Source organism: Caulobacter sp. P4_E5 (genome assembly GCF_056401555.1).
This window is the reverse complement of sequence record NZ_JBFUJD010000036.1, coordinates 22080-45970: the sequence shown is the minus strand read 5'-3', so window position 1 is coordinate 45970 and position 23891 is coordinate 22080. Positions and strand designations below refer to the sequence as shown.

The window sequence follows — 23891 nt, the reverse complement described above, 5'->3', positions numbered from 1 at the left end:
ACGCTTGATCATCAAATACTTGATTCAATGGACCTACAAGCTGCGCAATACGCCGATCATACACTTGTAGCGCTGCGTACGATTTTACCCAGAGAAGGAAGGCCAAGCCACACAGTAAACGCTGCCATTTGTGTCGAGATTTCTGCAAAAATTACAACGACTTCGGCAAAATACACCGATGTTAGTGCATAGTAAGATGCCAAGTTAAGCCGATATACCTATATGCGCCCAATTTTTGCTTCATTTTAGAGAGTCATATTCACAACATCGTAAAATCGACGGCATGATTGTTGGACTAGATCGGCCAAATTTGACCTTTCACGGAGTTCGCCATGCTATCGCGCACCGATCCGGCGACGATCGACGGACAGCATTTCGACGTCGTGGTCATCGGATCGGGATTTGGCTCGGCGTTCTTCGTAAGGAAATTGCTGCAACGCAAACGCCAGCGAATACTTATCGTCGAATGGGGCGACCACCACCCGCACGACTGGCAAATCGAGAACAACCGCAACTCGGCCATCCGGGACGACGAGACCTACGTCTCGGCCTCGGACAAGCCCTGGAACTACACCATTGCGCTGGGCGGCGGCGCCAACTGCTGGTTCGCGCAGACGCCCAGGTTCCATCCCACCGACTTCAGGCTCCAGAGCCTCTACGGCGTCGGCGCCGACTGGCCGATCGACTATGACGACCTCGACCCCTACTACGGCGAGGCCGAGGCGATCATGTCCGTGTCCGGCGATCCGGACATGACCCGCGTCCTGCCGCGTTCCACGCCCTTTCCGCAACCGCCCCACCGCCTGTCGTCGGTCGACCGGGTGATGAAAACCGCTCGCCCCGACCAGCACTTCGCGATGCCCACCGCCCGGGCGCGGGTGGCGACCGAGAGCCGACCGGCCTGCTGCGCCTCGTTCCGCTGCCAGCTCTGTCCGGTGGACGCTAAGTTCACGGCCAATAACGGGCTGATGGACGTGTTCTCCAATCCGGCGGTGACCCTGTGCCTGAAGACGCGCGCGGCGAGGTTCGAGTCCGACGCCTCCGCTGTTCAGCGCCTGGTCGTCGAGCACGCCGGGCGCGAGCACAAGGTCAGCGGCGACCTCTTCGTCCTGGGCGCCAACGCCATCCAGAGCCCCGCCCTGCTGCTGCGCTCGGACATGGGTGGCGGGCGCACGGGCCTTGGCCTGCACGAATCCTATGGCGTCCATGTCGAGGCCTTCCTGGACGGGCTCGACAATTTCGACGGCAGCACCATCACCACTGGCCTCAACTACGGCCTCTATGATGGCGCGTTCCGCAAGGACCACGCCGGCGCCCTGGTCTATTTCGATAACCGCTGGACCCATGGGTTGCGGCCCGAGCCCGGTCGCTGGCGCCAAACCCTGCCGTTGATGCTGGTCACCGAGGACCTGCCTTCGGACGCCAATCGGGTGGCGGTCGACAGCCAAGGCCAGGCCGAGGTGATCTACACCTCCGCCTCGACCTACGCCCGCGACGGCATGGACAAGGCGCTGGCGCGGCTGCCCGACCTCCTGGCGCCGCTTCCTGTCGAAAAGATCGCCTTTCGCCGCGCGCGGCCGACCGAGTCCCACCTCCAGGGCACGCTGCGCATGGGCCGAGACCCGAAAACCTCGGTCATTGACCAGAACCAGATCCATCACCGTTGGCGCAATCTGGTCGTCGTCGGCTCTTCCACCTTCGCCAGCTGTTCGTGCGCCAATCCCAGCCTGACCGTGGCCGCCCTGTCCCTCAGGGCGGCGTCACAACTCGCCTAGGAGATTCCCATGCCCCGCCCGGTCAGTCGAAGGCAGGCCCTGGCGCTCGGGGCCGGCGGCGCGGTCATCGCGGCCGTTGGCGGCGGCGTGATCGTCTCCGCGAATCTCGACAAGGCCGATCTGGCCCGCGCCGTCCTGGTTCGCCTGGTCGGCCCCTTCCGCATGTCGCCCGCCGACTTCACGGCCTTCGTCGACGCCTTCGACGCCGCGCCGGGCTTTCCGGCGGGGCTGAAGGGCGACTTCCTGACAATGGCCCAGACGCTGACGCGCGGACGCGATGTGGCCAGCCTGCTGCCGGGCCAAACCGGCGCGCGGTTCGAGACCTTCGAGCGTGACCTGCTCACGCGGTTCGTGATGACGACCGACCTGGTCCGCGGGCGCGCCACGCCGGATGACGAGGTCCGCTATCTGGGCCTCAGCCCGGCCTGCTCCAGCCCCTTCGCGCGCTTCGAGCGCTAGGGCCGGCGCCTCGAAGAGGACGAGGTCGGCGACTTCGGCCATATCCGTGAAGTCCGTTCACGAGACGCTGGTCGCCACGGTGGAAGAGTTGGACTAGCCGCCGTCTTGAGCATCCGGGTCGAAACCCCATGACCTGAGCCGCCGTGCTGGAAGCGGCGACTTAGCGGCAATATGGTCAAGGGCGCTCCTCGGCGGATCACGCATAGGCGTGATGGCTTCCGAACCGTTGCCCGCTAAACGAAGCGCGGCCTGAACGATCCTGCGAAGTGCAGACCAGCGGCGCTCATGCAAGGCGATCAATGGCCGAGACTTGGAAACACCTGCACCTCCGACAGGTTGAGCTCCTGCCGCGTCGCGCCCCACACCCTGACGTACCGACCTGGCTTTTGGACGACGGCCCTGCCGTTGGACGCGGACGTCGCCGCGAGATGATAGACGCCGACGTCGGCCCGCTTGGCGGCCTCGGCGAGATCAAGGTCGACGATCGGCGTTCGCGACACCATGACGACGAGATCGGGCAGCGCGGTGCGACAGCAGGTGTCGATTCTCGGCCACACGACGACGTCGCCGATCTGCTGCTCCGAGCCGAGATCGACTTCCCACCAGGGATGGTCCTCGACCTCGCTGCTGGTCACCGATCCGGCCTCGATCTGACCGAGGGTCCGGCCATCGACCGCACGCGCGGCCCCCTCGCCGCGCACGGTGCTGGACTGCCTGGCTGGCCGGCCGATCGCCAGGTTCGGGACGCGGATTTCGATGCTGGAGGCCGTGGTCACCGCGCCGTCGCCGCCAGCGAGGGTTGCTTCGACAGGATAGCGGCCGTCGACAACGGTTTCCGGCGGCTCGACATCGAATTTCGCCACCGAGGTTTTCCCCGGAGCGATAGGCTCCAGCTCGACGTTCGCGGGCGTCGCGCGCCAGCCGGCCGGAAGGCGTAGCGTCATCGTGGAGGCGGCGAGCGCCTGGTCGACGGCGCGAACCGTGACGGCGACCGTCACCCGACCGAATGATGGAGTCGGCTCGGTCGCGACCGTAACAACCGCTTGCGCGGCGATGCGGTAGGCTGTCCCGGCTTGCGCATCGAATGTGACGCCGTCGCCAGATCGGGCGAACGAAAGCCGTTTTCCCGACCCGTCAAGGATCTCGACGGGTCCACGAAACAAGGGCGATCGCAACCGAACCTGGCCCGAGCTCCCAGGCGTCAGACGCACCTCGGTAAGGTTGCCTTGCGTCCAGGCCAGATCAGCGCCGTAGCGGCCGTCGGACATGGAAGCGCGCAAGGCGCCGTCGCCGGCGTCGTAGGCGACAAGATCGTCATCCACGCGAAGGTATCGGACATCGCCCTGCGCGGGCCGGTCTCGGAAGACGCTCTCGCCGGCCACCATCTTTCCGGCGGCTGTCATGCCGACGATGCGATAGCGAAGATGCTGAGCCGCGCCGACCGACGGGGACTTGTCCACGTAGCGCGACTGGATGAGGCCGCTGGCGATCCGCTCGTAGGTCGCGGAATCGCCGACCGCCCGCTCGACGGCGTAGGTCTTGAACCGGGAAGCCTCGCGCCAGTTCAACAGCACGGCGTCGTAGCCGTCGACGGCGATCTTCACGTCCTCGACGGGTGAGATTTTGGGCGCCGACGGGATGGACGTCACCACATAGGTTTCGCCTGGCTTGGTGTCGAAGCTGACGTCGCCACGAGCGTCGGGGCGCTGGGAGACACGCTGGCCGTCGCGCGTGTGGAACGTCGCCTGGGCGACGCCCGGGTATCGCAGCGTCAAGGGCCCGCCGACCTTCGAGGAAATCTCCAGCCGGGTCGCGTGTCCCTTGGACCAGGCTGCGGAGACTTCGAAGCCTCCACGCGCCAGCAGGCCGCGATAACGTCCGTCGGGCCAGGCGCTCGGCAGCGCCGCCAGAGGTGCGACGACACCGTCCGCGCTCTGCAGAAGCATTTCCCCCACGCCCGCGCTCACACCGAAATTCCCGTCGATCTGGAACAATCTCGTCGTGAGGGAGTCCCTGTGATTGTTCCACAGGTTGGACATGGCGTGATGGCTCATCCAGTACCGGTAAAACTGGTAGGCCGTGTCGCCCTCGCCCAGCCGCGCCCACGTCTCGATCCGCTCGGCCTGGGCCCACCCGGTGCCCCCGACCGGTCCGCGGCCTCGCAAGGAAACCTTGGCGGCGTCCTGCCAGGCAGGCGTCTCGCTGGTGATCAGCCGCCCGGGATAGACGCCAAGCAGTTGCGAGATGTGCCTGTGCTTGGGGTCGCCGATCGAGCCGTAGGTCGTTTCCTCCCGGTATTCCTTGATCTGGCCCGACGCGCCGATGAGAATCGGGTCGAGCTTGTCTCGTTGCGCGGCGATCCTTGCGATCACCGGATCATCGGCGACGCCCAGCAGCCCCGCCGCGGCGATCGTGTCGCGGTAGTTCTCGAAGATCATCTGCTGGTCGAACGTCGTGCCGACCGACTGCAGGCTCCCGGCATTCTCCGGGGACGACGAGGGCGCGGCGAGGAGCTTGCCGTCCTTCTCGGTCAGGAAGCGTGACAGGAAGTCCGCCTGCCCGCGCATGGCCGGATAGACCACATCGCGCAGCAGCGCCTTGTCGCGGGTGAAGTCGTACCGATCCCAGAACAGCATGGTCGTCCACGGCCCGGTGCCGAAGCCCGAGTGAGCGACCTTGCCGCTGGGTTCGAAGGGACGCATGGAGTTGCCCATGGCCCAGCCATTGTCGCCATCCGGCGAGAGGCCGGCGGGATGATACTCCTTGAGGTACTGCGTGGCGCGCGCCTGATGCGCGGGCAGGTAGGCCTTGTAGAAATCGATATAGCCGTCGAAGAGCTCCGGCAGGTTGGTCACGAACGCCGGCCAGTAGTTCATCTGCTGGTTCACATTATGCCAGTAGCCCGCCGACCAGGGCGCATCCTGATAGACGTTCCAGACGCCTTGCAGGTTGGGCGGCAAGGCGCCGACGCGCGAGGACGAGATCAGGAGATAGCGGCCAAACTGGAATGCCAGTTCATCCAGATACGGCGTCGCCTCTCCCCGCCGCGCGCCTTCCAACAGGCGGTCGGTCGGGATCGCGCGCGGGGTGTCGCCCAGGTCGAACAGGACCCGCCCAAAGAGCGCGCCGTAGTCGGCCTGGTGCCGCGCCTTCAGGTCGGCGAACGACCGCTTGGCGGCGGCGTCCAGGATCGCCGTCACCTGGTCGTGGGGGTCAGGGAAACCCTTGAGCTTCGCCGACGGGTCCTTTTCGGAGAAGACCTGGGGAACGAGCCGATAATTCGTCCCGAGCGCGACAAGGATCACGGCGCTGTCGGCGCCGCGGACCGAGATGGCGCCGCCATCCTGGTCGTTGCTGGCGCTGAGGACGCCGCCTTGCGGGACGACCTTGAACTGCGCTTCGAACTTGATCCCATAGTAGTCCATCACGCCGTTCAGCGTGATCAGATCGCCCTGCGCCTTGACGGTCGCATGCTTGCCGCGCCGGTCGCCTTCGGTGCGGCGGAACGGCGTCAGGTAGGGAGCCTTGGGTCGAAGCGTGAAGTCCAGGGCGCCGGGGCGAGAGGCCGCGAGCCGGATCGCCATGACCCGATCGGGGTAGCTGGTGAAATATTCCCGCGTGAACACGACGCCGCCGTCGCGATAACGGACATGAGCGGTCGCGGTATCGAGATCGAGGTCGCGGCTATAGTCCCGCGGCGCGGCATGCGGGAATTCCAGCGCGACTTCCGCGAAGTTGTTAAGGCCGCCAATGCGGTCGCTAGGCGTATCGACCAAGCTGTTTTCGGTGATCTGCAGACGCTCGCGAGCGACGCCGCCGAAGACGTTGACTCCGAAATAGCCGTTGCCGAGCGGCAGGGACTGATCCAGCCATCCTTGGACACTGTCGGCCGCCGGGCTCTGGTACCAGAGCCGCATGGGCTTCGCGCGCGCCGCCGCCACGGAGGGATCGGCGGGCCGGGCGGCATGCGCTTGGGCGCCTATCGCTATGCCGACGGCCAAGACCACGACCCGCATCCACAGTTTCATGACTTGTCTCGCTTTCGCCGCGGCCTTCGACGTCTGGGCGGTGGTCGACGTCGCGAGCGCTGCCTGGAAGGCAGGGCTGATAACCGCCGTCGAACCGGCGAGACCCAGCTTGGTGCGCACTCCATCCCCCCGTGATTTATGTCGTTATCCGCTTGTCGCCCCGCCCTATTCACTTGTCAATTTATGTTTTACTTATAAACTAACCGACAGGTTGGTGGCGCCGCCAGCTCAGGCGCCGGCCAAGTCGATGAGCGGACGAGCCCRCCCGGGACCGCGCGCCCACCAGCTGAGATGCCGACGGTCCGACCGACCATTCCTCCCACAGGCGCATACCGCTTGGATGGAAATTTTACCTGCGACTTCCTATTTCGCATATAAATCACGACTGCGCCGCCGGGTGTGAATGGGAGAAACGATGAGGATCGCCGCCTTCGCCGCCGCTTTGATGCTGTCCGCGGGCGCGGCGCAGGCAATGGCCGCGCCCGTCATCCCGGCCTGGATTTCCTCGACCTCGTTCAAACCGACGAAGGCGAAAGAGGGAGAGGTGCTCGCCTATGACGGACAATCGGTGAGGCAAGACATCCGCCTCCAGGCGCCAACGACCCGGATTTCGCTTCGGCTGACGAATGAGCTCGGCGCCAAGCCCGTAACGCTCGACAGGGTCGAGGTTCGCCCTGTCTACCCGGACGGGGCACTCGGGGAGCCGCGACTGGCGACGTTTGGCGGCGTACAGGGCGCGACGCTTGAGCCAGGACTTGTCAGATACACCGACCTTATCGAACTGCCGCTCCCGGCGTTCAGCGATGTCGCGATTACTGTCCACTATCCCGGCCCGGCGGAGCCCGTCGCCCACCGCGCGATGGTGCGCGTCGCTCAAGGCGCCGTTACGCCGGGCCGCGACGTCAATCCCGTGCGCGGCGCGGCGATCGTTTCCGCCGTCGAAACCTTGGCCCCCAAGTCCGCCTGTCGTCGCGTCGTGGTCGCACTGGGCGACTCCATAACCGAGGGATCCGGTTCAACGCCCCACAACAATTGGCCAAGTCGCGTCGCCCGCCGCCTGTCCGGAAAACGCTGCGAGGTCGTCGTCGTGAACGCGGGGATCAGCGGCAACAGGGTTCTTTCGGACGGCGGCTCGCCCGGCCTGCTCGTGCGGCTTGATCGGGATGTCTTCGCCGTGCCGGGCTTGACCGACATCATCTTCGCCGAGGGCGTCAACGATATCCGCGCCGCCGAGACCACGACCTTTGATCCCGACGCTTTCGCCCGCCAGATATTGGAGGGCTACCGCCAACTTGTCGTGCGGGCCCATGCTCACGGCGTTCGGGTCATCGGCGGGACGCTGACGCCGTACAAGGGCACGAACAATCAGACAGAAGCAGGCCTGGCCACGGTTGAGCGGATCAACGCCGCTATAAGATCTGGCGAGGTGTTCGACGCCGTGGTCGATTTCAACCGAGCTATCGCCGATCCGACCGATCCGCAGCGCATGCGCCCTGAATTCCAGAAGGGTGATTGGCTGCACCCGAACGACAGCGGTTACGCGGCGATGGCCGCGGCCATTCCGGAAACGCTATTCGCGTCGCGCCCTTAGGCGCATCCGTCGTCGGTCGTCCCGACCGGCTGCACCCCAACGACGAGGGTTATGCGGGGATAAGCCGGGCGATCGGTCTGGCGCTTTTCGGCTGCCGAAGAAAGCGCGCGCCCCGATACCTCCGCCCTGAATCCGAAACTCAGTTGATTTTAGCAGCAAAATCCATATTCACTTATGAAGAAAATTGTTGACGAGGCGGTGCTCAACGCGCCAGCTCGATCACATATAAAACAGGGGGGAATGAACATGCGTTTGCACGAGTCGATGCTGTTAGCATCTGTCAGCGCCGCGAGTCTGATGGCGGCCTCGCCCGCCTTGGCGCGACAGAGCGCGCCGAACACCGAGACCGTGAGCGAGGTCGTCGTCACCGGCTTCAAGCAGAGTTACGCCAACGAGGTTCGCACCAAGCGCACAGCCATTGAGATCACCGACGGCATCTCGTCGGATGACATGGGTCGCATCCCGGACCTCAACATCGGCGAAGCGCTGCAGCGCGTGCCTGGCATCCAGATCAATCGCGAGGCCGAAGGCCGCGACGCGACCATCAACCTGCGCGGCCTGCCCGGTGAGTTCGCCCGCACCACCCTGAACGGCGTGGCCTTCGCCGAGCCGATCCTGCAGTCGTCGACCCCTCTGGGCGCTTTCCTATCGGACGTGTTCAGCGCCGTGCGCATCGAGAAGTCGCCCATGGCCCACGGCCAGTCCGGCGGTGTCAGCGGCAATATCGACCTGCAGATCCAAGGCGCCTTGTCGCGCCGCGACGGCGGCCGCCTGAAGGCCTCATACGACTACAACGTGCTCGGTAAGCGCGGGGAGCCCAGCTTCACGCTTGGCTACAACAAGCACATCACCGACAACTTCGCGGTCTTTGGGATCGTGGCGGTCAAGCACGAGAACTTCCGTCGCGACTCCGTGCTGTTCAACAGCTACGGCACGCTGACGACGACCCTGACGCCGGACCTGATCACCCGCTATGCCGACTACTACGCGCCGGCCGGCAGCTGCGCGACCACCTATGCCAACGTGTCCGGCTGCGTGGCTGTGGCCGGCGGCACGGGCAAGTTGGCCCAGACCGGCGTCCAGTACGTCGCCCAAAGCCGCCAATACTCGCGCGTCAACATCGGCGACCAGTTTTCGGGCGCCGGCGGCGCCGAATGGAAGGTGAGCGACGAGCTCAAGGTCGGCGTCACAGGCCTCTTCACCCGCCGCACCCAGAGCAACACCAGCCAGAACTTCAGCACGGTCAGCTATTCGGGGACCGGGGCGAGGATCACGCCGACCGGCGACCTGCACCGCGGGCCCAACGGCTCGTACTACATCCAGGGTTTCGACTTCTCCGGCGTCAATCTGGTCGAGGACTCGCGCCTCTTCCCGCAGACCCAGAAGGCCTGGGGCCTCAATCCCACGCTGGAATACAAAAACGATCGCTGGCGGCTATCGACGATCGCCACGATTTCCAGCGCCAAGAACGCCTCGGAAGAACAGTACGTCACCTTCAACCGCGTGCAGGTCGCCACTGGCAATGGCGTCAACGGCAGCTTCTCCAGCGGCGGCGGCGACTTCTCGAAGTACCGCATGGCGTTCACCAGCAGCGCGCCGATGTTCAACGTCGACGGCAATCCGACGTGGATCCAAGGTTCGGCCGCAACCAGCAGCGCCGAGTTCACCAACTGGTACAATTCGCCGGTCGGGACGCCCAACCGGCTTCGCTTCCAGATCACCGGCATCCAGGCCTACGCCAACAGCAAGATCAAGGCGATCCAGCAGGACATCGAGCGCCAGACCCAGTTTGGTCCGCTCTCGTCGATCCAGTTCGGCGGCCGCTTCGAGCGGAACGACTACGCCTCGCGCGGTTCGAAGATCAACGCGGTCGGCATCCAGTCGCAGAACCTCAAGGACAGCTATCGCCAGACCAGCCCCACCGTCGACGACTTCTTCGGCGGCTCGCTGCCCGGCATGAACACCAACTGGCGGATCACCGACGTCAAGGCGCTGTTCTCGGCCCTGCAGCCGGTCACGCCATACGAGGGCGCGCCGCTGGCGTTCAACGGGTTCAACCAGACCCTGAACGACGACGTGAACATCGGCCGCTACAATTTCACCAGCCAGACCGACGTCGCGTCCGGCTATGTCGAAAGCAAATACGCCAGTCACCTGTTCTCGATCCCGGTGCGCGGTTCGGTCGGCCTGCGCTACGAGCACACCGACAAGACGACGAACACGCTAAACCGCATCAAGACCTCGACGACCACGCTGGGCAGCCTCTCGGACTACGCCTACCGCCAGTACAAGGACAGCTACGGCCAGTGGCTGCCATCGGCGATCGCGGTATTCGACGTGACGGATGATTTCATCGTCCGCACCGCCGCCTACCGCACCTATGTGCGCCCGCATCCGCGTCAGTTCTCGCCGGTCACCCTGGTGGGCACGCCCAACGACTCCAACGTCATCACCGCCACCCTCGGCAATGCCGAACTGCAGCCCTACACCGCCACGTCGCTAGACCTGTCGATGGAGTGGTACAATCGCCCAGGCGGCCTCGTGGCCCTGACGATCTTCCAAAAGCGCCTGCACAACTTCGTCCAGCAGGTCAGCGGCGCCAAGGCGCTGTGCCCGGCGGACGGCGGCACCCTGGGCCTGGGCCCGCTCAGCCTGCAGGGCGACCTCTGCTATACAAGCGCTGGCGCCGACGCGAGTGGCGACCTGCAGACGGTGGCCCTGACCGGCTACATCAACTCTTCCACGCCCTACACCCTGCGCGGCGCCGAGTTCAACGTGCAGCAGAACCTGGATTTCCTACCCGGCTTCTGGAGCCACTTCGGCGGCGCGTTCAACTACGCCTACACGACGGTCGAAGGCGTCGGCCCGACGGGCGCCAAGGTCTCGCTGCCGGGCATCTCCAAGCATAACTTCAACGTCATCGGCTACTATGAGACCGACCGCTTCGGCATGCGTCTGACCTACAACTACCGCACCGATTACGACGTGCCGGACGCGGCCATCTTCGGCTTCGGCGGCGCGGCGCGGCGGGTCATGGCGCGCGGCCAGCTCGACGGCTCGGCCTCGTTCAACATCCGCGAGGGCGCCAGCATCTCGATCAGCGCCTTCAACATCACCAATGCGGTGCGGCAGGAGTACCAGGGCGTCGAGGACATGGCCCGGCGCCAGGACTATGACGGCCGCACCTATCGCGTCGCCCTGAACATGAAGTTCTGATCGCCGAGAAGACGTTCGCCGGGCAGACGCCCGGCGGACGGGAGGGCAGCGATCCCGCGAACAGGGGGCAGGCGTTCAGGTGACACCTTACATTTACCGGCTGTGCGCCGGGGAGGCCAACTCATGAACATTCGTCGTCGAGTAGCGGGCGTCGCCCTTTGCCTTGTCCCTGCGCTCGGAGCAGGCGCGCTTGCACTGGCGCAATCCACGCAAGACGAGGTCAAAGCCTCCAAGGAATTTCCGACCACGACGAGCCTGACCGCCAAAGTGGCGCCAGTCTTCGCACCGCGGCGTGACCTCTATCGGCGCGGATGGACTGACCTCAACAAGAACGGCGGAAAAGATATCTACGAAGACTCGACGCAGYCGACCGAGCGCCGGATCGATGATTTGCTGTCGCAAATGACGATGGACGAGAAAACGGCGCAAATGGTGACGCTGTACGGGTTCGGGCGTGTGTTGCGTGACGAGCTGCCTACCGTCCAGTGGAAGCAGAATATTTGGAAAGACGGCATCGGCAATATCGATGAGATGCACAATGGCTGGGGCCGGGGATCGCGGAGCATCTACGCGACCGATATTCAAAAGCACGTCTGGGCGATGAACGAAGTCCAGCGCTTTTTCATCGAGCAAACCCGGCTCGGCATTCCCGTCGACTTTACGAACGAAGGCAATGGCGGACTCGAAGCCGTCCACGCCACGAGTTTCCCGACCCAGATCGGCGTCGGCCATACCTGGGACGCGCCGCTTGTCCGCGATATCGGCAGAGTCGTCGGGCGCGAAGCCCGGGCGCTCGGCTACACCAATGTCTATGCCCCCATTCTCGACGTCGCCCGCGACCAGCGCTGGGGGCGCATGGAGGAAGTCTATGGCGAAGACCCGTTCCTCGTGTCGCGCCTGGGCGTCGAGATGGTCAGCGGCCYCCAAGAGGACCTGACCGTCGCGTCCACCGCCAAGCATTTCGCGGTCTATAGCGCCAACAAGGGCGCACGTGAGGGCGAGGCGCGCACGGATCCGCAATTGTCGCCGCGCGAGGTCGAGAACATCCATCTGCCGGCGTTCGAGGCCGCGATCCGCGAAGCCAAGCTGATGGGGATCATGAGTTCCTATAATGACTATGACGGCATCCCCGTCACCGGCAGTCATTATTGGTTGACCGATCGCCTGCGCACCGAGTTCGGCTTTCGCGGCTATGTCGTCTCGGACAGCCGCGCGGTCGAATATCTCTACAGCAAGCACAAGGTCGCCGCTGGCCCGGTCGAGGCGGCCGCCATGGCGGTCAATGCGGGCCTGAACGTTCGCACCGATTTCACGCCCCCCGAGCATTACGTGACGCCGCTGCGCGCGGCCGTCGCGCGCGGGCTGGTGGCGCCGTCGACAATTGACGACCGGGTGCGCGATATCCTGCGCGTCAAGTTCGCGCTCGGCATCTTCGACCGGCCCTATGTGAAAGACGCCGCCGTGACGGCTCGCCTGGTTGGCGCACCCGAACATCGCGAACTTGCCCTGCGCGCCTCGCGAGAAAGCCTGGTGCTGCTCAAGAATAAGGACGCGGCGCTGCCGTTGAGCAAGGCGACGGACATCGTCGCCGTCATCGGGCCGAACGCGGACAACGCAAGCTATGCCACCCGCCGCTACAACCCGCATGGCGGCAAGGCTATCACCGTCCTTGAAGGGATACGGGCCAAGCTGGGCGGCAGAGCCGAGGTGCGTTACGCCAAGGGCGTCGATGTGGTCAGCCCGAACTGGCCCCGTACCGAAACCTTGCCAGAGGCGCTGCCCGACGCGGCGAGGACCGGCATCGATGAGGCCGTCGCCGCCGCGAAGGGGGCCAAGGTCGCCGTCGTGGTCCTGGGCGACAACGGCCTGACCGTCGGAGAAAGCCGCAGCCGCACCAGCCTCGACCTGCCGGGGCATCAATTGGAACTGCTGAAGGCCGTACAGGCGACCGGCACACCGGTGGTGCTCGTCCTCATCAACGGTCGCCCGCTGTCGATCAATTGGGCTGACGAGAATGTGCCGGCGATCCTGGAGGCCTGGTTCCCCGGCGAGCAAGGCGGCACGGCCATCGCGGACGCGTTGTTCGGCGATTACAACCCAGGTGGCAAGCTCACGGTCACCTTCCCACGCACCGCCGGGCAGATTCCGCTTAACTTCCCGACCAAACCCAATGCGCAATGGGAGGGCGAGTTATCGCGGACGAACGGCGCCCTCTACGCCTTTGGCCATGGGCTAAGCTACACACAGTTCACCTACAGTAACCTCGCCCTTCAGCCGGCGGCTCCGAACGGAGACGCGATGGTGACGGTGGCGTTCGACCTCACGAACACCGGAAGCCGCGAAGGCGATGAAGTCGCGCAGCTTTACATCAACGACGTGGTGAGCTCGGTCATCACCTATGAGCAGCAGCTTCGCGGCTTTCAACGCGTGCACCTGAAACCGGGCGAGCGTCGCCGTATCGAATTCACGTTGCGGCGGAAGGATTTGGCGCTCCTGAATGAGAAGCATCAATGGGTGGTCGAGCCGGGCAAGTTCAAGATCATGGTCGGCGCGGGATCGGATGACATAAGGCTGACGGACATTTACAGCGTGGGTCAATGATCGCGGCTTCAGTAACGCTGTCCCATCGCCGTCACCGCCATTAGGTTTTTAGCGGCCGGCGCACTCGAGAAGCTTTTTTCTATCTTGCGATTACTTGGCGGCACGACGGGCAGGTCATTGACACGACATCGCACCCGACAACCCGGATCGGAACGCCTTTGTGGAGCGCTTCATCAGCGGCGGCCTGGCTACAACGCGGTCAGACCGCACGCTAAACTGGCGGGCGCACCCTGCCCCAGTGCGGGCTGACGGGGTCCAAGACGCGCTCGGACCAATTTGCCAGTCCGTTGGCCACCACCCTTCAGTCTCAAGGATGTAGTTTTAAGCGCTACTGGGGTCAGGACCGCCTCGCGCCGCTTCCGGACTCTCGGATCGTTCCAGGAAGCGGACCTTGAGGTCAGCGTGTCAGCACTCATTGCGGCCTTGCGAGGAGACGTTTTACCGCTACCAATATCGCAACGATAACCAGGGGGAGACCAGGATGACCGCCAGCTTCGATCGCCGCACCCTTCTTGTCGGCGGCCTCGCCGCTTCAGCCGCTACCGCGACTCCCCTCAGCGAGGCCTTCGCCCAGCGCCGCCGCCGCGTGTCCGCCAACGACAAGGTCCAGGTGGGCGTGATCGGCTGCAAGGGCATGGGCTGGTCGAATCTCACCGCGATGATCAAGGGGGCCGACGTCACGCCGGTCGCCCTCTGCGATGTGGACGCCGGGATCCTCGCCGGCCGCGGCGCCGAGTTGCAGAAGGCCTCTGGCCGCGCGCCACGACTTTACGACGACTACCGCCGCATGCTGGACGACAGATCGGTGGACGCGGTGATCATCGCCACGCCCGACCACTGGCACGCGCTTCAGCTCATCGACGCCATGTCGGCGGGCAAGGACGCCTACTGCGAGAAGCCGCTCGGCAACTCCATCGCCGAGTGCCGCGCGATGGTCGCCGCCAAGGAGCGCCACAACCGCGTTGTCCAGGTCGGCCAGTGGCAGCGCAGCAACCAGCACTGGGCCGACGCGATCGCCCACGTGCATTCCGGCGGCATCGGCCGCGTGCGGAAGGTCAAGGCTTGGGCCTATATGGGCTGGATGAAGCGTGTTGCGCCTCAGCCGGACCAGGCGCCGCCTGCGGGGGTCGACTACGACCGCTGGCTCGGCCCGGCGCCGCAGCGCGCCTTCAACCCCAACCGCTTCCACTTTAGCTGGCGCTGGTACTGGGATTACGCGGGCGGCCTGATGACCGACTGGGGCGTCCACCTGATGGACATCGCCCTGCTGGGCATGAAGGCCCAGGCGCCGAGTTCCGTCAGCGCACTGGGCGGCGCGTACGGTTATCCGGGGTCGGCCATGGAGACTCCGGACACCCAGACCGCCATCTTCGACTTCGGCGACTATTCGGTGGAATGGGAACATGCGGTCGGCATCAGTCGCGGCCCGTTCGGCGGCCATGACCATGGCGTGGCCTTCGTGGGCGAGACCGGCACGCTGGTGGTGGACCGCAGCAAGTGGTGGGTCTCGCCGGAGATGAGGGACGGCAAGGCCTTGACCCCGGAAATTCCCGTCACCAAGGCCTCGGACAACGGGCTTGATCGGCACACGGCCGACTTCATCGCCTGTGTGAAGGATCGCGCACGCACGCCGGCTTGCCCCATCGAATCGGCGGCCAACACCGCCACCGTCTGTCAGATGGGCAACGTCGCCTGGCGCACGGGCCGCAGGGTCCACTGGGACGCCACGGCTGGCCAGTTCAAGGACGACGCCGAAGCCAACGCCCTGATCACGCCCCGCTACCGGGCGCCTTACCGCCTGCCGGCGTAAGCAGCGTCGCGGGCCAGGGACGTCGCCCCTGGGCGTCGACGCACAATCCGGCGAAGCGGTTCTCGCTCTCCTGCGGCTGAACAAGCCTGCTGCCGGCGGACGCCGGTCGTCCTGCTTCTTCGTAGGGTAATCAGCACCATTTATCCCGGCCAGCATCTGGCCATACTCATTCGCGATTTTTTCTCGGTTCGGATCGCCACGTCTCGACGGGCGTAGCGCGGAATAGCGCGCCCAGCCCCTGGGTCGCATCGGGCTGTTTGGCGCCGAACGCTTCCCAGGACGGAATCTCCCGAACTGAACTCGCGAGCTGAGGCGCGCCAGCATGGGCCCTATGGCTTGACTCGAAGCATGACCACGCCATGCGACGGGACCTCGGCGGAGAAACCGCCCTTGATCCGGCCGAGATCGCGATGCGCCCACAGATCGCGCACCGTAACCTGCAGCGCGTCGGGATAGCCGTGCTCGGACCATTTCGTCGCTATGCGCGCGCGGTTGCCCGAGCGGTTGAAGAGCAGCACCGCCCGGCCGCCATCGGCGAGCGGTTTCGACCACACTTCGAGATCGCCGTCGTCGCGGACACGGCGGCCTTGCGCGCCAAGCTGGTCCTGGTCGACCGTAGTGACTTCCTTGTTGAGAAGGATGTTCTTCGTCGCATCGTCCATGATGGTCAGGTCATTGCCCGCGATCAGCGGCGCGGCCATCATCGCCCAAAGGCTGAAATGCGAGCGCTGCTCTTCCCAGGTAAGCCCCTCGTTCTTATCGACGCCGACCTCGAGCATGTCGGGGTCGTTCCAGTGCCCGGGTCCGGCATAGGGATAGAGCGGCTCGTTCCTGTCGACGATGTCGAGCACGCCGATGCCAAACCGCACGCGCCCTTGCCAGTCATTGCGGATATCGCTCGTGGTGCGCCAGAGATTGCCGATCTTCATGCCCCATTCCCAGGGCAGCGACTTGTCGAACTCGTTCGGACGGTCGACGCCCCAGTTGCAGATCGAGAAGACGATGTCGCGCCCGGTCGCACGCAAGGCGTCGGCCATCAGCGCATAGGCCTCTTCGGTGTTGCGCGATCCGGTGTGGCACCAGTCATACTTCACATAATCGACGCCCCAGGATGCGAACGACATCGCGTCCTGATACTCATGGCCCTGGCTTCCGGGCTGCTTCGCGCAGGTCAGCTTGCCCGCATCGGAATAGATGCCGAACTTCAGCCCCTTCGAGTGGATATAGTCGCCCAGCGCCTTCATGCCCGAGGGAAATTTCCCGGGGTCGGCGGTCAGGGCGCCCTGCGCATCGCGCGGCCCCGCCCAGCAATCGTCGAGGATTAGATAGGCATAACCCGCATCGCGCATCCCGTTGGAGGCCATCTCGTTCGCGGTGTCACGGACCACCTGCTCGGTGAGGGCCTTGCAGCCGAACTTGTTCCAGCTGTTCCAGCCCATCGGCGGGGTAAGAGCGAGGCCGTTGGCGGTCCGCTTGGTGTCGAGCGAAGGCCGGACGATCGTCGGATTGGAGGGCTGCACCGTGTCGTACACGCGCTTGGCCCGCGCGGCCGCGACTTCCTCCGCCGTGCGCGCAACGTAGCGCTTCTGCGCCGCGCCGGCTGGGGCGGCGTTCTGAGCCTGGGCGGCCGGCGCCACCATAAGCGTGACACCCGCCAGAGCCGCAGACACCACGCGGCCGTACGACATCATCCGCAGGACGGATCGAGATTTGCGATTGATCACCTTATCCTTCGCCATTGGTCCAAATTTTCACGGACCAAAGCAATTGCATTAACAAAACTGATATTCAAATATAAAATCACGCGATGCAGAGTCCGCATTTTGCACTGCTCTGCGCGAGCGGCCGGGGCCGCGCCCGCTAAAATCGACTGGCGCCAGTTTCCAGACCGCCACGGGAGCCTGTAGGGGTCCGCTACGACACACCCGTTCACTACGAGCGTCGCATTGGGCGGGCGAGCGCCATGGGCAGACCTCGGCGCACCGTCAGATTCCGGACATTCAGGCCCTCACCACAGGGACCGGTCGACGCGCTTAACATCGAACAGGGTCACCGGTCCGCAGGCCGACAGTGTATGCAGTCCTTGACGATAGGCGCCCGCGCTAAACGGCGGAACCAGGGGCGCACTCGCTTCGGCCTCGAAGCGGCGGACCGAGAGCTCCAGGATCTTCAGCACGCGCAAGGCCCCGCCATAGGTGCGCCTACAGTCCTGGACCGGCAGGTGTGGAACGCCATTCTCCAGCCACGCCGCGCCGCCTGGTCTGCTTGACGCCAGGTCGTTGCGCACCGGATTGCCCGGGTGCGGTCGCCACGGCCCCGTCAGCCGTTCGGCGAACGCGAAATGCAGGCGCCCCTGCTTCCAGCGCTGGGATCCGGCTGGCGCATAGGCCAGCCACCAGAGACCGTCGTGGCGAAAAGGCGTGGGGTCGATGGCCGGCGTGTCCAGTTCCAGCCGAACGACCGGCTCCCACTGATGCGGAAACGCCGCGGCGCGATAAAGCGTCAGAACGCCGGAACGGTACGCCTCCGGGATCATCCACCAGTCGCCGTCGGCCTCGAAGACCTGCGGATAGGAGAGATGCCAGGACTCGCGCAGAACCACCGAGCGCCGCACGGGCGAAAAGTCGGCGCCCAGCTCGATGAGCTCGATAACGCCATGGCGGGTCCTGTAGTCATAGGCCTCGGCGAACAGAAGGAGGCGTCCGTCGACCCAGACGCCAAACGGATCGGCCAAGAACTTCAGACGCCCTTCCTCGGGCAGCCAATGGACGGGCGCGTCGGGCGGAAAGCCGTGACGGGCGACCTCGGCGATCGGCGCCTCGACCACACCGATCCGCCAGATATCCCGCCCCGGAAGGCTCCACCTAATCATGCGCCGCGCCCGTCTCGGCGGCAGCCGCGCCCAACACCCCGCCAGAAGGCGCGCGCAGACCGCGGATCATGTCCAGCGCGCCCAGTCCGACGATAACCGCCAGATGCAGCAGAGGCATCACGAGCGCCAAAGCCGCCAGCAGCACCGCGATCGGCGCGTGGGCGCCCAGCAGCAGCAGGACAAGATTGCCGAACACCAGATCCTTGTTGGAGATCAGTGGAATGCGCGAGACCAGACAGCGGATCGCCAGGAGGACGATCCAGACGCTGGGGTGCGCGTCCGGCAGCGCCATTCGCCAGATGAGGATGGTGAGTCCGGTCCAGACAATCAGACGCAGGCAGCCGACCGCGCCGATATAGACCAGCTGGCTCAGCCTCAGCGAGAACACCCGGCGCCCGAAGAGCAGGACCCCGACCGAGATCGCCAGCGGGATGACCCCCGACCAGAGCGCCGGCCCTACCTGCCGGATGAAATCCAGTTCGCGCAGCTGCGTCGCGCTGATCGCTACCAGGACCAGGGTCAGGACATTGCCCAGCAGGGCCGAGACGATGCCGGCGTCCTTGATGGCGGCGAAGGGCGCAACCGCCTTGTCGGCCTCGCGACGCGCCCAGACATAGAAATAGGCGTCGCCGCTATAGCCGAGCACGACCTCGTTGATGACGTTCTTGCGCAGCAGCGCCTCAAGGCCCGCCGGCGGCAGTTTCCAGAGCCGCCGGTAGACCATGAAGTCGGACAGCGGCTGGCTCAAATATAACAGCATCAGGGCCGGCCAGACGAGCGGCGGCAACCTGGCCATCGTCATCAGCACAGCGCCTGTCGCGCCCCCGAGCTGCAGCACGATGGCCAAGGCCATGCCCGCCCCCAGGACCCCGCCCAGCCAGACCCAGCGCCGCGAGGTCTTGTTCCCGGGAACGTTCGACGCCGCGTGATCGGCGACATCCCGCTCGCTGATCCGCGTCACGCCCGTGCGCCGGTCGCGACCGACCGATAATGGTCGAAAAGGTCGGCGAAATGGTCGAGATCGCGCCGAACCCTGATCGCCGCCTCGATCGCGGCCGCCTTCAGTGCGATGGGATCTCGGGCCAGCAGCCGGCCAAGAGCGGCGGCGGCGGCCCCGACATCGCCGGCGCGGTAGACTTCCGAGATTTCCGGTTGGGCCAGATGGGCGAAACCGCCACGGTCGGGACCCACGACCGGCAGGCCGCTGGCCATGGCTTCAGCAGGGATCAGGCCGAAGGTTTCCGACTCGCAGCCATGGACCAGGGCGTCGGCGCTAGCCAGGTGGGCGGCGAGCAGGGCGCGGTCACGAATGGGCGGGAGGATTCGCACATTGGGATTGCCGGCAGCGGCCCGTTGGACCCGCTTGCGGTCGATACCGTCGCCGACCAGCACCAGGCCGATCGGGGCGCTGGCGCTGGCCCGCGTCACCGCCTCGATCACCATCGGCCAGCGCTTTTCGGGATGAAAGCGGCCAACGCTCAGGACCAGGCGCGCCGTGTCGGAACAGCCGCAGGCGTCGAGCAGCGCCGATCGCAGGCGCTCGTCGCGCATGGCGGGCGAGAATGCGCCGCGGTCGATGCCCAGGGGGACGCTGGTCACCAAGTCGACGCCCTGGCGCCCGAGACGCTCTGACAACCATGGGCCGCCGGTGACGACCGAGGAGAACCGCCTGGTCAGCCCGCGAAGGTACGACCAGAACCCATCGAAGAGGCGATCTATCCGTTGGGGGCTGGCCACCGGGGCCAGCCAGCGCTGAGGGTAGGACGCCACCGGATCGGCGTGCATGAACATGGCGCGGGGCGCGGCGCCAGCCCAGCTGGCGACGATCCAGGCGCCCCGCCAGGGCGATGAGGCCTCGACGAGGTCGGGCGAGAGCCGGTCGAGCCAGCCGTGCACCGGCGCGGCGTCCCAGAACATGTGATAGTTGGCGTCGAACGGCAGGCCGGGCGCGCGGACCTGGATCACCCCACCTGCCCCGCGCGCTTCGAACGCGTCCGAAGGTCCCGGCGCGATCACGAAGAGCTCGTGGCCCATGTGCGCCGCCGCCTCGAACTTGCGGTCGATATAGGTCCGCACGCCCCCGCCGGTCGGGGAATAGAATTCTGCGACATCCACTATCCGCATCGCACCTTCGCAGCTTTCCGACACGCCTCGCCGCCGCCGGAAAAGCATCACCGTGACGGCGATGAGGGGGCTGGCTTCACAAGAGGACGGCGAGGGCCGGTGCGACCCTCATCGATTTCGAAAATCCGTGTGGTGGCGCCGGCGGCGCGTCGTCTTGGTCGGCGGGACCGGGCGGCGACTTGGAAGGATAAGCATGGACATCAAGGCTTTGACGGGCGTCGAGCGCGCGCGCCTGATGCGGATCGCCCTGTTTTCGGGGAACTACAATTACACGCTCGATGGGGCGAACATGTCCCTGAACCGGCTGGTGGGTCATTTGCAGGACACCCTGGGCGCGACCGTGCGGGTCTATTCGCCGACCTCGCCGAAGCCGGCCTTCGCACCGGTCGGGGATCTGGTGTCCGTGCCCTCGGTGAAAATCCCGTTCCGGGCCGACTATCGCCTGGCCCTTGGTCTTCCCGCCGCGATCCGCCGCGACGTCGAAGCCTTCAAGCCCGATCTCATCCACCTGTCGGCCCCCGACCCTCTGGGCCGCGCAGCGCTTAAACTCGGCCGACATCTCAAGGTCCCGGTCGTCGCCAGCCTTCACACCCTGTTCGACACCTATCTCGACTATTACGGACTGGGCTTTCTGCGCCCGAAGGCCCGTCGCCAGCTCTGGAGATTCTACGGCGCCTGCGACTACGTCATGGCGCCGACCGACGCCATCGCCGACGAACTGCGCAAAGAAACCCGCTCGACGGCGGTTCGCACCTGGGCGCGCGGCGTCGATCCCGAACTCTTCCATCCTGGCCGCCGCGACGAGGCCTGGCGGCGGCGCGTCGGTTTCGATCCTGACCGTCCGGTGGTCGTGTTTCTGGGCCGGCTCGTCTTGGAAAAGGGCCTGGCGGCATTTGCCGACACGGTCGCCCGGCTGGAGGGCGCCGGTCACGCGCCGCAGGTCCTGGTCATCGGCGACGGCCCGGCCCGCGCCTGGTTCGAGGCGCGGCTGCCGCGCGCCGTGTTCGCTGGCTTCCTGACCGGAGAGGCCCTGGCCGCGGCGCTGGCCAGCGGCGACATCTTCCTCAACCCCAGCACTACCGAAACCTTCGGCAACGTCAATCTCGAGGCGATGGCCTGCGGTCTCGCCATAGTCTGCGCGGATGCGCCTAACACCCGCGCCATAATGCGCCACGAGCGCAATGCCGTGCTCTGTGCGCCCGGCCATCCGGGGTCCTATGCCGAGGCGCTCTCGAAGCTGCTCGTCGATGACGGCGCGCGGCGCAGGCTGGGGGCCGAGGCGCTCGAGCGCAGCGCCGCCTATCGCTGGTCGGAGATCCTGGACGAGGTCGCCAAAGTCTATGTCGAGGCGCGCGATCGTCATGCCGCTTCGCCGGCGCGGGTCAACCCGTCGGTCGCGGACGCCCCCCTACCCTATCCGGAACGGAGCGGTCGCGTCGAACCCCAGCCGGCCGGCCTGCCCGCGCTCTAGGCCGGATCGAACAATGATCCTGACCTACCTCGACCGGTACCTGCTGCGGCGGGCGGTGACGCCAATGCTCGCCGTGCTGATCAGCACGATGGTGGCGTTCCTGATGGAACGCTTGATGCGCTCGTTCCAGCTTCTTTCGCAAACCACCGAGGGCTTCAAGTTCCTGACCGAGCTGCTGATCAACCTGGTGCCGCACTATGTGGGGCTGACCCTGCCGGGCGGCTTTTTCATCGGCCTGTTCGTGGTGGTCAACGGCCTCAACAAGAGCTCGGAGATCGACGCGATCCTCGCCAGCGGCATTGCGCTGGGCCGCTTCGCCGCGCCGTTCGTCGGCCTGGGGGTTGTGCTCATGCTGTTCAGCGTGGCGCTGTTCGGTTTCATCCAGCCCTATAGCCGCTATGCCTATCACGTCGTGCTGCATGCGGCCGCCAATGCGGGCTGGAACGGCGACATTCGCCCCAAGGCGCTGCTGTCGGCGGGCCCGGACGTCTTCCTGACCGCAGACGACACCGACCCCAGCGGTCGCCACCTGCAGCGCGTGTTCATTCGCAAACTGGATCCGGAAGGCCGCGAGGACGTGCTGACGGCCGGCTCCGCCGACGTCCTCAAGGCGCCGGGCGCGCGCGTGGTCACCCTGGTTCTGAACGGCGGCCGGCAGGTCAGCACCACACACGAGGGGCAAGTCTATGTCACGGATTTCGCCACCTTCGCGTTCGAGCTGCCGCTCGCTCAGTCCTCCAAACTCCTGCACATGCGCGGCGACGAGGCCAGCGAGTTGACCTTGGTTGAGCTGGCCCAGCAGGGTTTTGGCGCCCCCGAACCGGCCCTGCCCCGTCAGGTCCTGCTGGCCGAGCTCTTCTCGCGGCTATCCCGGGCGCTGATGCTGCCGCTCCTGCCGCTTCTTGCCGTCCCCTTCGGGCTAAGCGCCAAGCGCTCCGGCTCGGGCCCCACGATGATGATCGGCGGACTGATGCTCTTTAGCTTCGAGACCGCCTTGATCCTGGGTCAGGCCATGGTGACGTCCACGCCCCTGCCCGCCGCGGTCACGATCGGCGGACCAGCCGCCCTCTTCGCGACCGCATGCGTGGCCACCTGGATCGCCAGCCGCAAGCGGCCGGGCCAGAACCCGGTCAGCTGGCTCTCCGAGCGCGTCGCCGAACTCTTCGCCGCGATCGCCAGGACCCTCGGCCAGCGACCGTCGCCGTAGGAATGTCGCCGCCGCCAGACGGCGTGGGCGCTTGCCTTCGCCGCTCCGGCGCTTCATGTCTCACCCTTCACCGACTCTTTCAGCGGGCCCCGCGTCCTGGCGATGACCAACGATGCCGACCGTCAGATCCCGACCACGCGCCAGAGCTGAAGATGAAGGACGCTTCCCCCGACCTCTCGCCCCTGGCGAGCGCCTATCTGGAGCGCCGCGACGACATGCGACGCTTTTTCCTGGCGCGCCTGGGCGGCCGGGGCGATGTCGAGGACCTGCTCCAGGACCTGTATCTGAAGGTCCAGGCGGTTACCGAGGCGCCGATCGAGAACCCGCCGGCCTATCTCTACCGCCTGGCGTCCAACCTGATGCTGGACCGACTGCGGCAGGCCAAGCGGTCGGGCGCCCGCGAGACGGAATGGCGGCGGACCCACCATGCCAGCGTCGGCGCCCTGGACGTGGCCGACACGCCCGACGCCGAGAGCGCGGTGATCGCCCGCCAGCGGCTGGAGAAGCTCTCTTCGGCGCTGGAGGCGCTGGCGCCGCTTACCCAAAGGGTCTTCCGCCTGCACAAGTTCGAGGGCCTGACCCACGCCCAGACCGCCGAACGCCTCGGCATCTCGCGCAGCGCCGTCGAGAAGCACGTCAGCCTGGCCCTCGGCCATCTCGTCACCAAGGTGGGGCGATGACTGTGGCACGGATGCATCGCCCCACCGGGATGTGGGGAGGGCCTTGGGGCGCAAGGG

15 protein-coding genes are annotated in these 23891 nt (G+C 65.8%); 10 read left to right on the top strand and 5 right to left on the bottom strand.

Translation table 11 applies throughout. The features are described from left to right. The 3 genes from AC1DSO_RS12955 to AC1DSO_RS12945 all read left to right on the top strand — a co-directional run. Window positions 1-192: hypothetical protein (locus tag AC1DSO_RS12955; RefSeq protein ID WP_477069208.1), on the top strand; the 192-nt coding region annotated here is incomplete at its 5' end. Between the two features lie 140 nt (window positions 193-332). Then, a complete protein-coding gene (locus AC1DSO_RS12950) occupies window positions 333-1775 on the top strand; it encodes a GMC oxidoreductase (RefSeq protein ID WP_477069207.1) in 1443 nt (480 codons plus the stop codon). A gap of 9 nt (window positions 1776-1784) precedes the next feature. Continuing rightward, window positions 1785-2234 carry a hypothetical protein gene (locus tag AC1DSO_RS12945; RefSeq protein WP_477069206.1) on the top strand — a complete coding sequence of 150 codons (450 nt, stop codon included), beginning with the start codon at window positions 1785-1787 and terminating at the stop codon, window positions 2232-2234. 296 nt (window positions 2235-2530) lie between these two features. Here AC1DSO_RS12945 and AC1DSO_RS12940 read toward each other — a convergent pair whose 3' ends face one another. Further along, a complete protein-coding gene (locus AC1DSO_RS12940; RefSeq protein WP_477069205.1) occupies window positions 2531-6382 on the bottom strand; it encodes a glycosyl hydrolase family 95 catalytic domain-containing protein in 3852 nt (1283 codons plus the stop codon). Between the two features lie 295 nt (window positions 6383-6677). On the opposite strand from AC1DSO_RS12940, the gene AC1DSO_RS12935 reads away from it, so the two are divergent. From AC1DSO_RS12935 to AC1DSO_RS12920, 4 genes are all read left to right on the top strand, one after another. Then, complete coding sequence (locus AC1DSO_RS12935) at window positions 6678-7853, top strand: SGNH/GDSL hydrolase family protein (protein WP_477069204.1); 1176 nt, start codon at window positions 6678-6680, stop codon at window positions 7851-7853. Window positions 7854-8099: 246 nt separating this feature from the next. Next, window positions 8100-11069 (top strand): TonB-dependent receptor, encoded by a 2970-nt coding sequence (locus AC1DSO_RS12930; protein ID WP_477069203.1) that lies wholly within the window; start codon window positions 8100-8102, stop codon window positions 11067-11069. A gap of 123 nt (window positions 11070-11192) precedes the next feature. Continuing rightward, entirely contained in the window at window positions 11193-13670 is a 2478-nt protein-coding gene (locus AC1DSO_RS12925) for a glycoside hydrolase family 3 N-terminal domain-containing protein (protein ID WP_477069202.1), read from the top strand. Between the two features lie 481 nt (window positions 13671-14151). Continuing rightward, the gene (locus AC1DSO_RS12920) at window positions 14152-15480 is read left to right on the top strand and encodes a Gfo/Idh/MocA family protein (protein ID WP_477069201.1); all 1329 of its coding nucleotides are present in this window, start codon (window positions 14152-14154) and stop codon (window positions 15478-15480) included. A 329-nt stretch (window positions 15481-15809) separates the two neighbouring features. Here the strand turns inward: AC1DSO_RS12920 and AC1DSO_RS12915 are convergent, their stop codons facing one another. From AC1DSO_RS12915 to AC1DSO_RS12900, 4 genes are all read right to left on the bottom strand, one after another. Further along, a complete protein-coding gene (locus AC1DSO_RS12915) occupies window positions 15810-17219 on the bottom strand; it encodes a glycoside hydrolase family 27 protein (protein ID WP_477069200.1) in 1410 nt (469 codons plus the stop codon). 269 nt (window positions 17220-17488) lie between these two features. Continuing rightward, the gene (locus AC1DSO_RS12910) at window positions 17489-18352 is read right to left on the bottom strand and encodes a glucosamine inositolphosphorylceramide transferase family protein (protein ID WP_477069199.1); all 864 of its coding nucleotides are present in this window, start codon (window positions 18350-18352) and stop codon (window positions 17489-17491) included. Next, window positions 18345-19313, bottom strand: coding sequence for a hypothetical protein (locus AC1DSO_RS12905; RefSeq protein ID WP_477069198.1), 969 nt, complete (start codon window positions 19311-19313; stop codon window positions 18345-18347). The genes AC1DSO_RS12910 and AC1DSO_RS12905 overlap by 8 nt, the downstream gene beginning before the upstream one ends. Beyond that, window positions 19310-20476 (bottom strand): glycosyltransferase, encoded by a 1167-nt coding sequence (locus tag AC1DSO_RS12900; RefSeq protein ID WP_477069197.1) that lies wholly within the window; start codon window positions 20474-20476, stop codon window positions 19310-19312. The genes AC1DSO_RS12905 and AC1DSO_RS12900 overlap by 4 nt, the downstream gene beginning before the upstream one ends. 193 nt (window positions 20477-20669) lie before the next feature. Between AC1DSO_RS12900 and AC1DSO_RS12895 the strand changes: the two genes are divergently transcribed. The 3 genes from AC1DSO_RS12895 to AC1DSO_RS12885 all read left to right on the top strand — a co-directional run bounded on the left by AC1DSO_RS12895 (window position 20670) and on the right by AC1DSO_RS12885 (window position 23834). Beyond that, a complete protein-coding gene (locus AC1DSO_RS12895) occupies window positions 20670-21947 on the top strand; it encodes a glycosyltransferase family 4 protein (RefSeq protein ID WP_477069196.1) in 1278 nt (425 codons plus the stop codon). 13 nt (window positions 21948-21960) lie between these two features. Beyond that, a complete protein-coding gene (locus AC1DSO_RS12890) occupies window positions 21961-23154 on the top strand; it encodes an LptF/LptG family permease (protein WP_477069195.1) in 1194 nt (397 codons plus the stop codon). Window positions 23155-23306: 152 nt separating this feature from the next. Continuing rightward, window positions 23307-23834 carry an RNA polymerase sigma factor gene (locus AC1DSO_RS12885; RefSeq protein WP_477069194.1) on the top strand — a complete coding sequence of 176 codons (528 nt, stop codon included), beginning with the start codon at window positions 23307-23309 and terminating at the stop codon, window positions 23832-23834. The last annotated feature ends 57 nt before the right edge of the window (window positions 23835-23891 follow it).

Coding starts and splice junctions, on each gene's coding strand:
- AC1DSO_RS12950 (WP_477069207.1), top strand. CDS start 333: ATGCTATCGCGCACCGATCCGGCGACGATCGACGGACAGCATTTCGAC.
- AC1DSO_RS12945 (WP_477069206.1), top strand. CDS start 1,785: ATGCCCCGCCCGGTCAGTCGAAGGCAGGCCCTGGCGCTCGGGGCCGGC.
- AC1DSO_RS12935 (WP_477069204.1), top strand. CDS start 6,678: ATGAGGATCGCCGCCTTCGCCGCCGCTTTGATGCTGTCCGCGGGCGCG.
- AC1DSO_RS12930 (WP_477069203.1), top strand. CDS start 8,100: ATGCGTTTGCACGAGTCGATGCTGTTAGCATCTGTCAGCGCCGCGAGT.
- AC1DSO_RS12920 (WP_477069201.1), top strand. CDS start 14,152: ATGACCGCCAGCTTCGATCGCCGCACCCTTCTTGTCGGCGGCCTCGCC.
- AC1DSO_RS12915 (WP_477069200.1), bottom strand. CDS start 17,219: ATGGCGAAGGATAAGGTGATCAATCGCAAATCTCGATCCGTCCTGCGG.
- AC1DSO_RS12910 (WP_477069199.1), bottom strand. CDS start 18,352: ATGATTAGGTGGAGCCTTCCGGGGCGGGATATCTGGCGGATCGGTGTG.
- AC1DSO_RS12900 (WP_477069197.1), bottom strand. CDS start 20,476: ATGCGGATAGTGGATGTCGCAGAATTCTATTCCCCGACCGGCGGGGGC.
- AC1DSO_RS12895 (WP_477069196.1), top strand. CDS start 20,670: ATGGACATCAAGGCTTTGACGGGCGTCGAGCGCGCGCGCCTGATGCGG.
- AC1DSO_RS12890 (WP_477069195.1), top strand. CDS start 21,961: ATGATCCTGACCTACCTCGACCGGTACCTGCTGCGGCGGGCGGTGACG.
- AC1DSO_RS12885 (WP_477069194.1), top strand. CDS start 23,307: ATGAAGGACGCTTCCCCCGACCTCTCGCCCCTGGCGAGCGCCTATCTG.